Origin of the sequence: Brasilonema bromeliae SPC951 (genome assembly GCF_012912135.1) — a bacterium.
Taxonomy (GTDB): domain Bacteria; phylum Cyanobacteriota; class Cyanobacteriia; order Cyanobacteriales; family Nostocaceae; genus Brasilonema; species Brasilonema bromeliae.
In genome coordinates this window covers 32,991-44,863 of record NZ_QMEB01000014.1, presented here as the reverse complement: position 1 = coordinate 44,863, position 11,873 = coordinate 32,991, and the positions used below count along the sequence as shown (strand labels likewise).

General features: G+C 44.1%; 12 protein-coding genes. 5 read left to right on the top strand and 7 right to left on the bottom strand.

From position 1 onward, the window contains the following. Positions 1-311 (bottom strand): leucine-rich repeat domain-containing protein (locus tag DP116_RS03440; RefSeq protein WP_369333945.1); only part of this gene is annotated, 311 nt, incomplete at its 3' end. A 275-nt stretch (positions 312-586) separates the two neighbouring features. Beyond that, positions 587-814 (bottom strand): hypothetical protein, encoded by a 228-nt coding sequence (locus tag DP116_RS03435; protein WP_169153836.1) that lies wholly within the window; start codon positions 812-814, stop codon positions 587-589. Between the two features lie 292 nt (positions 815-1,106). Here DP116_RS03435 and DP116_RS03430 point away from each other — a divergent pair, with 292 nt between their 5' ends. Then, positions 1,107-1,415 (top strand): hypothetical protein, encoded by a 309-nt coding sequence (locus DP116_RS03430; RefSeq protein WP_169153835.1) that lies wholly within the window; start codon positions 1,107-1,109, stop codon positions 1,413-1,415. Positions 1,416-1,448: 33 nt separating this feature from the next. Here the strand turns inward: DP116_RS03430 and DP116_RS03425 are convergent, their stop codons facing one another. The 3 genes from DP116_RS03425 to DP116_RS03415 form a co-directional block, all read right to left on the bottom strand. Then, the gene (locus tag DP116_RS03425; protein WP_169153834.1) at positions 1,449-2,708 is read right to left on the bottom strand and encodes a DUF4336 domain-containing protein; all 1,260 of its coding nucleotides are present in this window, start codon (positions 2,706-2,708) and stop codon (positions 1,449-1,451) included. 150 nt (positions 2,709-2,858) lie between these two features. Beyond that, positions 2,859-3,839: an aldo/keto reductase gene (locus DP116_RS03420; protein WP_169153833.1), complete on the bottom strand. Its 981-nt coding sequence runs from the start codon at positions 3,837-3,839 to the stop codon at positions 2,859-2,861. A 312-nt stretch (positions 3,840-4,151) separates the two neighbouring features. Beyond that, positions 4,152-4,718: a hypothetical protein gene (locus DP116_RS03415; RefSeq protein ID WP_211173055.1), complete on the bottom strand. Its 567-nt coding sequence runs from the start codon at positions 4,716-4,718 to the stop codon at positions 4,152-4,154. Positions 4,719-5,787: 1,069 nt separating this feature from the next. Here DP116_RS03415 and DP116_RS03410 point away from each other — a divergent pair. The 4 genes from DP116_RS03410 to DP116_RS03395 are packed head-to-tail and all read left to right on the top strand — an operon-like array spanning position 5,788 to position 9,670. After that, positions 5,788-7,275: a mannitol dehydrogenase family protein gene (locus tag DP116_RS03410; protein ID WP_169153831.1), complete on the top strand. Its 1,488-nt coding sequence runs from the start codon at positions 5,788-5,790 to the stop codon at positions 7,273-7,275. Then, a complete protein-coding gene (locus DP116_RS03405; RefSeq protein WP_169153830.1) occupies positions 7,272-8,015 on the top strand; it encodes an HAD family hydrolase in 744 nt (247 codons plus the stop codon). The genes DP116_RS03410 and DP116_RS03405 overlap by 4 nt, the downstream gene beginning before the upstream one ends. Positions 8,016-8,032: 17 nt before the next feature. Beyond that, the gene (locus DP116_RS03400) at positions 8,033-8,173 is read left to right on the top strand and encodes a hypothetical protein (protein WP_211173054.1); all 141 of its coding nucleotides are present in this window, start codon (positions 8,033-8,035) and stop codon (positions 8,171-8,173) included. 6 nt (positions 8,174-8,179) lie between these two features. Continuing rightward, on the top strand, positions 8,180-9,670 hold the full coding sequence (locus DP116_RS03395) for a mannitol dehydrogenase family protein (RefSeq protein WP_169153829.1): 1,491 nt from the start codon (positions 8,180-8,182) through the stop codon (positions 9,668-9,670). A gap of 453 nt (positions 9,671-10,123) precedes the next feature. Here the strand turns inward: DP116_RS03395 and DP116_RS03390 are convergent, their stop codons facing one another. Together DP116_RS03390 and DP116_RS03385 are read right to left on the bottom strand one after the other, a co-directional pair. Next, positions 10,124-10,498, bottom strand: a complete 375-nt coding sequence (locus DP116_RS03390; protein ID WP_169153828.1) for an alpha-ketoglutarate-dependent dioxygenase AlkB — start codon at positions 10,496-10,498, stop codon at positions 10,124-10,126. Continuing rightward, entirely contained in the window at positions 10,485-11,411 is a 927-nt protein-coding gene (locus tag DP116_RS03385; protein WP_169153827.1) for an NmrA family NAD(P)-binding protein, read from the bottom strand. Before DP116_RS03385 ends, DP116_RS03390 begins: the two co-directional genes overlap by 14 nt. Positions 11,412-11,873 lie beyond the last annotated feature (462 nt).

Sequence of the window (11,873 nt, the reverse complement as noted above, 5' to 3'; positions counted from 1 at the left end):
AGCGTTTGCAGGTTGGTGAGTTGTCCAAATTCCTGTGGCAAACTGCTTAAGCGATTATCAACAACCTGAAGTTCTTCAAGATGATGAAGCTGTCCGATTTCTGCAGGTAAAGCACTCAGCTTATTCCCAATAGTATCAACAATATCGCCGGCGTCATTATATTTATATTTGCCGAGAATCAGTTTTTTGAGTTGAGTCAACTTGCCAATCTCAGGCGGTAAAACCGTCAACTCTTTGCCAGAGAGGTCGAGTTCTGTCGCTCCCTCACTCGCCGCCTCCTCAATTACCCGCAGCAATTCTTTCTGTGTCATCACCAATCTACTGAGTTATTATTCAATATATTAAAGGTAGCCCAAATTTTACTGATAGCAACTTGCGGTAATTTATTGTTCAAATCACAATTATGGAAATAAGCCTAAACGAATCCACAATTGTCGTGCGGTTATTTGTGGCTGACTATTCATCTGTAAATTATCATTTGAGATTGCCACGCTACGCTACCGCTCCGCTCGCAATGACAAGTGATCATCCGGACTTGATATTATACCAGGAAAATCAACTGTAACTAAATCTCCAGGACAGAACGTCACTGTTCAACGTCCTCCATATCAGAGAAAGTTGTAGCTGCGTATTGTAGTGAAAAATTCACAAGATCGATCTGATCCTCTTGGGTCCAGGTATCACTCTGATCGACCGATGATAGCTGTTGTTGCCCAACAAGCTCATTCAGAATAAGTGTTGCCAATCGCAGTCGCTCATTTGGTGATAAATTGCGAACCACCTGGGTATAAATTTCTTGGGCAGTAGTTTGCATAATCAGATCCTCCTGCCCTTGATTTTAGTTCAATTTACAAAGGCAAACTAACGACTCACCTTTAGATCAGAACCTCTACACGGAAAGTCGCTTCTGAATTAGGTGGCTGAAATTGGAATTTCTCCCCCTGCCCGTGTAACAGCGAGCCACTCACCGCTATTGACATAGTGTCTGCAAAATTCTGCATTACGATATTTAAAGATCAATGCGCCAGGTTCTCCTTTAGGGGCATATGCTCTAACTCTCCCATCACAGGCAATATCAGCAACAACGGGGTTTGCTAGTAAATACCATGAAATTAAACTATCAAAACAACAATATTTTTACTTTTGTCAAAGTTCTATCTACAGTTCTCATAACAAGTGCAATTGGATTGGAATTATGGAATATTTATGCAGTTTTAACTCACACTAAAGTACCAAGCAGCCTGAATCCAGTTTTTTGGATTGAGCGTTTTGCAGTCACAATCCATTTCCTTGAAGCAGTTGTAGCAGCTTTTTTTGCACCTTCAAGAAAAAAGACGCCACTAAAATATGGCACGTATACTTTTTTTGTAGGCACAATTGGTTTGTTAGAATTGTTTAACAAAGAAGATGACTAATAGTCAATTCTGAAAACAATGCCTACACAGGGCTTATTTAAACTCCTTTGCAGGCGGCACAATACCAAACTTATTTAAACCTTTATCGAGTTCCCTAAGTAATTTAAAATCCTCCTCAGGTAAAGGATAACTACTACTGCTCAACCCCGTACTAGAAGACTGCTCCAAAAAGGAGAATGCTTGTCGAAATTGATGCGGCTGTGCTTGAATTGGTGAGTCAAAATGACAAGGAATAATCCACCCAAAGTCCCAACTTGCTACTTTATTAGCCCAGTCGATAGTTTCCTTTGGTGCGCGGTTGAGAATGAGAGTTTGTAAAATTGGTGCGACAAATAAACGACCATTCCCTCGCAGTGCATCAAATGAGGACTTCCAATTTGAGTTCCATTTGAAGGGAAACAACCCAAAGTAAGCTTTATTGGAACGTTCCGGTGCTTGAAAGGCGTTACGAAATACCTCACCCCATGCAATAATCTCTACCATACTTGGTTGGAAGTACAAAGCAAACAGCGAAATACGCTGCCATCCTTTACGACGATTTGCCGGATTGTCCTCAACTATGTCAGACGCTTTGTCTTTGGCGTGAAACAGCAAGGGGTATGGATCTAATTGAACGATCGCCGGTGGTTCTTCTGGTACGGAAACCACTGAATCTGTGACGAGTAACGTGTGCGATCGCCTGTGCAAGAACGCAACTTCCGCAAATTGACCGGGTCCAAGGTCTATAGTATCTAGTATTGCGTAATCAAACTGGTCGGCAAAAGGAGTTTGGCTACTGTCTTCTGGGAGAATCTGAGTACGCTTAGAAGGCAAACCCAGCCAGCTGAGGGGAAGATTGAGCGGAAAACTCCACTGGTTAGGAGCAACAAAAACCTCTGCATTCGGGAAGCGTCTCGCAAATGGACCAACGAAGACTTTGTGTTCTAAACCAGAGATAGTTGGCAGAATGATATACTTGACGTCGCCGTGTTCTGCAACCAACTCATTGACAAGGCGAATACACTCGGTCGTTGGTGCGACAGGTGCATAGACAAGCAAACCACCTTCATTTAACTTAACAACGGTCATGCGAATCGGCACGACAACATAGAAAATGCCCTGAAGCTGGTCAAAAGTCCAAATTGTATCCTTCAGGACTTCTTTGCGAATTGTCCGCCGTTTACCAAAGGGGTAAAGTGGCAAAGCAAACCAAAAAGACCATGAAAAGTCCCCTGAATAAATCTCTTGTCCTTGCGTTTGGTGCGCATTCTTCTTAGTTTGAGCCACTTCACCTTCCCGAACCACGTCTATCATGCTCAAACTGTTTGTATCAAGTACCCGCAGTACCAGTTACCAGTTACCAGTTTTCACTGCGATGCACTGAGCTTGTCGAAGTGTTCACTGTTTACTGTTCACTGTTCATTGTTGAGCATATAAACTATCTTGCGAGATTTCTTGAACATTTTATCGAGTTTGAAAAATATTTTGCACCATTTTTTTGTCTGCACTCGCAGCCGCTTGATCCAACTCTGCTATTTCACCAGAATTTAGTTCCCAACCCAAAGCACCAATATTCTCTTTTGCCTGTTCCACACTCTTCGCGCCAGGAATAGGAATAGCTCCTTTACAAATACACCAATTTATGGCTACCTGTGACATAGTTTTGTTTCTGGATTGAGCCACCTCTCGTAAGCTTGCCAAAAGTGGACGGATTCCTGGTAACATTTGCCTAAACAGCAAACCTCGAATGCCTTTTGGAAAAGGACCTTTCTCAGAGTACTTTCCTGTCAACAGCCCCAATGCAAGAGGACTGTAGGCAATGAGTTTGATTCCAAGCTGATCACAAACATCTTTGACTCCCAATTCGGTAACGGGATACGTGGACAGCAGCGAGTACTGAACTTGCAGAGTTGCGATTGGAATTCCTCGTTCTGCAAATCTTTGATGTACGCGTTTGAGCCGTTTTGGTCCATAATTGGACAAGCCCACTCCCTTGACAAGTCCTTGCTCATAAAGGTCAGCAAGACCATCCAAAAGTCCTCCCTCCTGCCAGGGAGCATAATTCGCCGTAGACCAGTGCATTTGTACCAAATCCACGTTTTTTCCCAGCCGCTTAGCAGATGACTTGCAAGCCGACACCATTGATTGGCGTGTCCATCTCCAAGGATAAGCAGCAAGCTTGGTTGCAATGCAAATATTTTCTTTGCCTGAACCGAGATATTCTCTAGAGAATCGTCCCAGGAGTGACTCGCTTCGTCCATTCAATCTCCCAGTTCCGTAAGAATCACCCGTATCAAATAAAGTTACACCGTTGCTCACACAAAGGCTGAAGACGGCTTGCAACTCGTCATCCATGCTTTCGTCATATCCCCAAAGCAGTCGGTTACCCCATGCCCAAGTTCCGCAGCCCATGCGAGTGAGTGAGAGTTCTTGACAAATTTGCATTTTTACTATACCTGTCCGTTACATTACACAGAGGAACTCTGAGGCTAAACCTGGTTGGGTGAGATTAAGTGGATAGCTGACAAAGGAATATCGCTCTCGTTGGACTGCTTGTATGTCGGCAAGTTTACGACTCCTTAAGCTACTCTGAGTTTAGTGTATCAGGTAGTGAAGTGTGATCGCGCAAAGCAACAGACGCAATCATGCGATCGCCTCTTGATCTGAATTTTTTAACTTTGTATCAACAACGAAAGAATTTCAGTATGATGAAGGCACGAGCGGAGCAAGCACTGTAGTTGGGGTCAATAACCTTCCTCAATCCTTACATTTTTTATTCCATTCCTCTAGTTTTTCCTGCGCTTGCTTGAGAGTAGGAACATTTAGTATTTGACGGTGTTCATCGGTTACACTTGCAGGTGAGTTATCTAAGTTATAAATGCTGGCGCATCTGAAATTGTTTGCGTTTGGTTTGGTGGTAATTTGCTGCGTACCAAAGCGCTGTGGACGTCCCAGATGCATCAGAAAACGGTCTTGGGTAGCTGCTATTAACCATTTAGCTTCTTCTGCACCCTTATCTTTAAAAGTTAGAGCTGCGATCGCTAAATCGTGCGCCAGTAGATAGTCTCCTGGGTCATCTCCATGTTGAAATATCATGGCTGCATGGTAAAAGTCTAAGCCTGTTTTGAGAGCATTACCATGATATCGCTCCAACACGCGCTTTCGTCTTTGTGCATCTCGTTCGTTCAGCTTTAGAGCATCCTGTCTGTCTATTACCTGTTTTTCTATTAGTAGTTTTTTATAATTACAACCTATAATTGCTGAAACCTCTGTTCTATTTTTGCCTTCGTACAGATATTTAATTGCTAATAATCTTTTTCGCACATAGTCTTTTTGATACTTGTAGTACAGTTTTTGCCACAAATCCAAGTTGAGTTGGCGTTAGCGGAGCGTGCCGTAGGCATTCGCATAGTTGGAATGTTCGGTTTCTTACATATTCACCCACGATGCTACCCTCGTCACCTCTTATAATACTTTTTACTACATTATAGGTAATCTTAAGCGCGGTTCGGGAGTAATTACTTTTTTAGAACAGTTAGGTTGGTCTTAACCCAATTCGGTATCCCTAGTAAGCGAATGACTATTAGTCAATTACTGAAACTCAAATGGCTGTTTTTCAAGTAGTGAGTGATACACTTGATTCTTGTTATAAGTCCCTCTAAAGATTTTCTTGTAGATTCTCCTGAAGACAGAGTATAGCAGCTACCAAGGTAAATACTATGAATGTGTACAGAGTTATTGAGGAATGTAAATACAGGATTTCAAAGATGCGATCGCAGCCTATAAAAAACAGTCTTTAATTGTAGTTAAACAGACAGTTAGCCCGTAATTAAGGCTAGGGTGAAAGGGGACATCCTTCAACATATCACTCAAAAATACAGACAGACTGATATTTGAGTGTCTGTAGCCCTTTTTAGCACTATAAAGCGCTTCTGGCTTTTTTGGGTCGTTCTAATTGGGGTTTCATTTGCATCAATTACAATTACTTTCCCAGCCTAGGTGCGGTCATGTAATTGCTTTTTGTCCGGTAGATTAAAGACTCCTAAGAGAATCCATCGTCTCTAATTTTCCAATTATAAAACACACATTTTAATCACGCACTTTCCAAGGTTGAACAAGGTAGAAGTATGTGCGGTATCGTACCTTAATCCAGATGAATGACAACTTGAACTTTGATACTTAATTGATTAGGTTGACCTGATTTCTTCTTTTTCTGTTCTACCTGTCACACCCTATTTACCCTGTGGCAAAACGTTTCCTTGTAAATGCCACATATGCCTGAAATTTTCGCACATTGAGATATTTGTGCTGCTTGTAGGTCATGGGCTATACCCAGACTGACCTACTCTTTTTACCTGATTATCCACTTATTTCCACTTATTTAAGAAGTCTCATGGTTAACTTACTCAGACCAATCAGTGTTCCAAATTCTCGCCTCGGTACTATAACTGGTTTGTGGAGGGAACGGTCTCCTTACGACAGGAGGGCGCTTAATACTGGTATCGTCCATTTCGGACCTGGTCGTTTTTTTAGGGGTCACCTCGCCTACATAATACATAACTATCTTGCACAGAAGGGGTCACAAGAGCAGAGATGGGGGATTTGTGGGGTTAGCCTCAAGAGCCAAGGCACCATTACTAGGTTGAAACCGCAAAGATTCCTTTACACTTTGACCAAACACTCTAGTTGCGCTAAAAATCGTGAGGAAGCGAAAGTTATAGGTTCTATCAGGGAAATCGTTAATGGTAGAGAGAAGTGCGACTATGTGCTTGAAAAGATGACGTCTCCCTCTGTGCATCTCGTGACTCTTACAATTACTCAAGGAGGATACCATCTAGACAAGAGTTTTAATCTCGACACAGCGAATGAAGACATCGCGCACGATCTGCGAAATCCTTCCACTCCAACAACTGCAATTGGCTTTATAGTAGAGGCGCTACGCCGACGACGCGATAGCGGAATGACCCCGTTCACCACCCTTTCTTGCGACAACCTTCCAAGAAATGGGGAGATCCTGCGAAAAGCAGTGCTAGCTTACGCTGACCTGATTGAGCCGTTTCTTGCAGAATACATCAGGGATAACGCGGTGTTTCCTAATACGGTTGTAGACAGGATTGTGCCTCAAGAGCAAGAATCCGACTATAACTACCCCAGCCGACTGTTACAGGTTCGCGATCGCGCACCCATTGTAACAGAGCCATTTTGGCAGTTTGTCGTGGAGGACAACTTCACAAGCGATCGACCCAACTGGGAAGAGGCGGGGGTCATTATGACGAAAGACATCACTCCCTTTTTGTATATGAAGTCGAGATTCTTGAATGCAGTACACTCCTTCATAGCCTGTTTAGCTGTAAGAGCAGGTATAGAGTATATGCATGAGGCGATCAGGCAACCAGAATTCCACTTGTTTACTCGGCTTCTCATGAGCGATATCGCAGCAGCAACACCAGTGCCTCGCGAGATGTGCGAACAATATATGGAGCAGGTGTTACTAAGGCTGAGTAACGAGGATCTTCCCGATACTACTGAGAGAATCTCTTCAGAGACAGCCAGGAAAGTAGGCAAGTATATATTTCCGATACTTCAGGATGCTTACAGCCGAAAGGTCAGCATGAAGCGGATTATACTTCCCGTTGCGGCGTGGCTTCTTGCAGTCAGGGAGGGGGCGAGCGAGTCTGGTCAGCCTTATCATGCAAAGGATACCCAAAGCGCAGTTACAGCGATTCAAGAAGGCGCGGTGATTAGCGGGATTCTGGGATTGGAGAATTGCGAACATACAGAGGTCGTAGATAATGAATGCCACCAAGCTTTGCGAGATCTTCAGACCCACGGACTATTGACTACACTTAAGAATTATAGTGAGAGAGGTCAATTGAGATGAAACCGCTTCAGCATGATAAAGTGGTGCTTTTCGATCATGACGGAACTGTGGTTGATAGTGAAACCATAGCACTTAAGAGCGCGTGGGGGCTGACAAATGAAGTGGCTCGTGAGTTCGCTGGCGCTCAACACTATGAGCTTGAGGACTTTGTTAAAAGCTTCGCAGGGAAACCTTACAGGGAAATACTTAAGAAGATCTACGCAGACTCATTAACCACTCTTAATGAGCGCGATATTGAGAGGCTAGTGGCTGAAGAAGAAAAGAGAGCGATTGAACGGCTTAGTGTACAGGCAAAAGCGACTGAAGGAACGCCTGAAGTCCTGTCTTACCTGCGCGACGACGGATTTGAATATGCACTAGTAAGTAACAGCAGCTTACAGCGGCTGAGTGCTTGCCTTACTTCTGCTGCCCTGACCGACTATTTCCCAAGCGAGCAGGTATTTAGCGCTCACGACTCTCTCCCCGTTGCGCGACCCAAGCCGCTTCCTGACATCTACCTACATGCAGTGAAGTGTCTGGAAGCTGAAGTTTCGGATTGCGTGGCAGTTGAAGATTCTATCAGTGGGGTAAGGTCTGCCGTTGCCGCTGGAATTGGGCATATTATCGGTTATGTAGGGGGAACTCATATAAGCGAGGATGAACGAACAAGCCGTGCCGATGCTCTTCAGTCGGCTGGTGCCCAGCAAATTATTGAGCGGATGCACGATCTTATCGGGATATTGTCACCCACCCTGGTCTAAAGAAACAGGGCATTAAGATGAACTTTCTCTCGGTCACGGTAACAGGTGTCAATGACTCTGGTATAATTGTCAAACTTCCTGGTGATGCCAGTGTGACGATTCCAGTGAAGCCTGGAAAGCTGTCGGTTTCAAAAACTCGTCGTCACCATTTAGCATAAATTAAGATGAACAGCAATCCCAACACAGGCTCAACAATCAAGCTGAATGAAGCATCCCTGTCTCGTTTACCTGGAAACGTGCGCGTACCCAAGTACGATCGCCGTCAAATCACTAATGGAATTGTGCATATTGGGGTTGGTGGATTTCATCGATCGCACCAAGCGCTCTATCTCGATGATTATTTCCATCAGAATCCTGGTAGTGAGTGGGGAATCTGTGGTGTTGGATTGCTTGACAATGAATATGACAGGCGAATGCGGGATGCGCTTAAGTCCCAAGATTGTTTGTATACCTTAGTTGAGCGATCGCAAGAAGGCGATAGCGCTCGAATCATCGGTTCAATCACTCGATACCTGTTTGCACCAGACAATCGTCAAGCAGTCATCGAAGCAATAGCAGCTCCCGAATGCCGAATTGTTACCCTAACGATCACTGAAAGCGGCTACTACTACATAGAAGGAAGTGGCAATTTCGATGTAAACCACCCGACGATGCAGCACGATTTGCAACATCCTGACCAACCAATCGGGACATACGGTTTTTTGACAGCCGCACTCGAAAAGCGACGTAAACAGGGGTTGGCACCCTTTACCGTACTGTCCTGCGACAACGTGCAGGGCAACGGCAACATGGTGCGGAAAATGCTAACGACATTTGCCCAAATGCGCGATCCGGCTTTGGGACGTTGGATTGCTGAACACGTTGCCTTTCCCAACTGCATGGTCGATCGCATTACTCCACTGACAACCCCACAAGATATCAAAATGGTGGCCCAACAGTTTGGTATTGATGATACGTTTCCATGTGTCGCGGAGCCTTTCATCCAGTGGGTAATCGAAGATACCTTTTGTGCAGGCAGACCCGATTGGGAATCCGTTGGTGTACAGATGACGAGCGATGTTCATCCCTACGAGATGATGAAAATTCGGCTGCTTAATGCCAGTCATATGCTGATTGGCTATCTCGGCTCTCTGGCAGGTTATACCTACGTTTATGAAGTCATGGCTGATCCCTTGTTTGAGCAAGCAGTCGCTAACTTGATGGACGAGGTGACACCAACGCTCCAACCCGTTCCTGGGATTGATTTAGACGATTATAAAAAGACTTTAATTGAACGGTTTTCCAATCCCAAAATTCGCGATCAACTTCCGCGCCTGTGCCTGAATGGATCAGCCAAAATTCCTAAGTTTGTTTTGGGATCGCTCCGCGATAAATTACAACTTGGAGGTGCGATCGATTACCTAAGTTTAACGATTGCTGCTTGGTTTCAATACCTCAATGGTTATGACGACCAGAACCGTCCTATCGTCATTGATGACCCCTTAGCTGATATCATAACGAGACGAGCTTGCTCAGGTAAAACAGATCCCAGACCCTTGCTGAGCATGTTTGAGATTTTTGGAGATTTAGTACAGTCGCCACGTTTCGTCGAGACTGTTGCTGACAAGTTGAGCAGTTTGCATGAGTTTGGTGCTAAAGGAACACTAATGCCATGATGTGCTGTGGGTGGTTGATTGGGTACTTCACCGCCGTCAACCTACGTAAAAAATGGTTGTCATCAAAAAGCAGAGTGTGGTTGAAAGCTAGGGGAGATGCTCCTAGCTCCTGTTTTTCATGTGTCTCAAGGGCATTGAGCCGAGAACCCTGCATACAACGGAAATAGAGGCTCTTAAAGCTTATCCTATATAGATTTCAGCTTTTTACTTCTCTATTTTAACCAAACAGGGGAAGAGATATTCCCGCGATTGCCTCCGGCACTGCGCTCCGCGCAATCGCACATCCTCATATCTGCTCTGTCTGAAAATGACCCTCCATCAACTTGTTTGCCAAAGTGTTTCTGTCTTTCAACGTTCGACTGGTGTAAGCGACACATTGAACCCCTGCCTTTTTTGCGGCATCCACAACATTTTGGTGTTGCTTTATGCGGTTATCTTCATCCGTTCCGGCTATCAGCAAAACCCTTTGGCGGAGCCTCTCCCTTGGAGAATCGCCTCCACATGTGGTCTAAACGTCCAGTTGATTCGTCCGCCAACTGGACGAGCGGTTTTGGGAACCGCGTGAACCCAGTCTTCTTGACAGCCAGGGAGCATGATCAACAAAGACCCGCTCTCTAGATGGTAGTCAACAGTTTCACCGCTGTCCTTGTGCCGCAGCTTAAATTTGCGAGTGCTACCTAAGCTTAAAGAGGCGATGGCTGCGCCAAAGCCTTGGGCTAACGCAGGTCTTTTACCTATCTGAGAGAAATTATCGGAGTGCCAGCCAATCGAGTCTTTGCCTGTTCGGTAGCGATTACCGACTACAAAATTGAACTTATATCCGCTCAATGCTTGAATGCGTTTTATGGTTATAAACTGTAGAAAATTCTTTTGCAAAATCTGTCAGTTTTACTTTGCCCAACGTTGGTTTGTTGCGGTAATAATCTGCGTATAACAGTCCGCTACGTTGGCTTGCCTGCATTTCCACAAAACCATTGGCTACCTGTAGATTCATTCCGATGGACAACATACCATTCAGTAGTTGTTCATCAGGAATTACCACCCATTTCAATTCAGGTTTGCCAATTGCTTCGCCTAAAATCTTTGCAATTTCATTTGGCGAAACTTCTTCGCTTGCTATGTAACGAATTGTTCTGCCTTCAAAGGGTTTTTCTATTTCTTCGGTAATGGCAGCCGCAATGTCCAAAGGCGAAACCCAAGGTTCTTTGTTATCGCCACCATAATTAGAAACGATTACACCTTGTGTTTTTATGGTCTCAATAAACCTAAACATATTGGTGTAAAAACCGACAGGACGCATAAATTTAATGGAAACATCGTTTGGTAATTGTTTCAAAATATTTTCTACATTGTAATGAAAAACAAGAATACCATTACCTTTATCGGTATGGGCACCAATGCTGCTGAGATGCACCACACGCTTTACGCCCGACTGCTCGATGGCTTGTTTGTAATTATTGCCAATTTTGGTAATAGCAGCTATGATGTCAAGATTTTGGTTAAAGAAACTGTCAGCACCAAGCGTTTCCATAACATAAACTACATCTGCATCTTTGAAAGTAGCTGATAAAAAATCAGGGTCTTCCATTGTGCCGATAGCAGCTTTTGCACCAATGTCTTCAATGTCTTTTTGTCTTTCGGCTTTGCTGCTGATAACTGTAACCGAGTGTCCTTGCTGCACTAACTGTTGTGTCAGTGGTTTGCTGATATTTCCTAAAGAACCTGTTACTACAATTTTCATAAATATTTCCTTTTTAAAACCTTAAATATGTATTTTTAATTTTATCTACTGCTTGAAGAAGAATCCAGAAGTCAGAATTCAGAATCCACAATCAATTAGTGGGAGATTCAGACCCGCCACTAATTGAAGACCTCCAAATTTTCAATTTGGAGGGGGTTTTAAACCCGTTTATTCATCTGCCCTGCGGGTACGTCCGTTACTTTATGCCGGGGAACCCGTCCACCGGACTGCCTCACCAGTCGTACAGAATTCAATTCTGAATTCTGGCGACTGACGCATGTATTCTGTTTTGATAAATTTTTCTTCATCAATAGGTTTTGCTATTGCTTAGTTCCTTGCAATGAGCGTTGTTAACTACCTGAAACTACCAAGGAATTTCTCCGGTTTCCGGGTTGTTTTCTTCACTGAAAAACTTTCCGGTCGGTCCGTCGCTGTCAATTAGAGCGTATTTAGCGATGCGCG

Excerpts from the sequence above, each read along its gene's own strand:
- DP116_RS03435 (WP_169153836.1), bottom strand. The coding sequence starts at position 814 with ATGCAAACTACTGCCCAAGAAATTTATACCCAGGTGGTTCGCAATTTA.
- DP116_RS03430 (WP_169153835.1), top strand. The coding sequence starts at position 1,107 with ATGAAATTAAACTATCAAAACAACAATATTTTTACTTTTGTCAAAGTT.
- DP116_RS03425 (WP_169153834.1), bottom strand. The coding sequence starts at position 2,708 with ATGATAGACGTGGTTCGGGAAGGTGAAGTGGCTCAAACTAAGAAGAAT.
- DP116_RS03420 (WP_169153833.1), bottom strand. The coding sequence starts at position 3,839 with ATGCAAATTTGTCAAGAACTCTCACTCACTCGCATGGGCTGCGGAACT.
- DP116_RS03410 (WP_169153831.1), top strand. The coding sequence starts at position 5,788 with ATGGTTAACTTACTCAGACCAATCAGTGTTCCAAATTCTCGCCTCGGT.
- DP116_RS03405 (WP_169153830.1), top strand. The coding sequence starts at position 7,272 with ATGAAACCGCTTCAGCATGATAAAGTGGTGCTTTTCGATCATGACGGA.
- DP116_RS03400 (WP_211173054.1), top strand. The coding sequence starts at position 8,033 with ATGAACTTTCTCTCGGTCACGGTAACAGGTGTCAATGACTCTGGTATA.
- DP116_RS03395 (WP_169153829.1), top strand. The coding sequence starts at position 8,180 with ATGAACAGCAATCCCAACACAGGCTCAACAATCAAGCTGAATGAAGCA.
- DP116_RS03385 (WP_169153827.1), bottom strand. The coding sequence starts at position 11,411 with ATGAAAATTGTAGTAACAGGTTCTTTAGGAAATATCAGCAAACCACTG.